This is a genomic window from Dietzia sp. KRD202 (assembly GCF_017168155.1).
Classification (GTDB): Bacteria; Actinomycetota; Actinomycetes; order Mycobacteriales; family Mycobacteriaceae; genus Dietzia; species Dietzia kunjamensis.
Genome location: NZ_JABFAN010000111.1, coordinates 1 through 441, shown reverse-complemented (window position 1 = coordinate 441; position 441 = coordinate 1). Strand labels below are relative to the sequence as shown.

Below are 441 nucleotides of genomic sequence, written 5' to 3'. Positions count from 1 at the left end.
CTACAAAACTTATCATGATATGATAAGCGAGTCAATACTAATGATTTAAGAGAGGTTTGAGTTGTGGAATTAGATAATTGTATAAATTATTTGTTGAGTACTTCTCAGAATAGAGTGTTTAAACATTTTAAAAGTTTATTAAGTCCCTATAATATTACTCCAGCAGAATATGGTGCTTTGAATTGCTTGATTAATAGTAATTTGAATACACCTAAAGCGTTTGGTAATACTTTAAATTTAGAACCTTCAACAATATCTGGAGTATTAGATAAGATGTCCAAAAAGGATCTAATAACACGTCAAACTGATAATGAAAATAGAAGAACTGTGCTAATAAACAGTACAAATAGAGCAAACGACTTATGGCCAAGATTAGAAAAGAAAGCCTATCAACTTAATAATCATTACTTCGCTAATTTAACTAATGAAGAAACTGTAGTG

At 29.0% G+C, this 441-nt stretch carries 1 protein-coding gene; it reads left to right on the top strand.

Going from position 1 to position 441, the window contains the following annotated elements; translation table 11 throughout:
- Positions 1-63: 63 nt before the first annotated feature.
- On the top strand, positions 64-441 hold a 378-nt coding region (locus tag J1M64_RS19200), incomplete at its 3' end, for a MarR family transcriptional regulator (protein WP_206475238.1).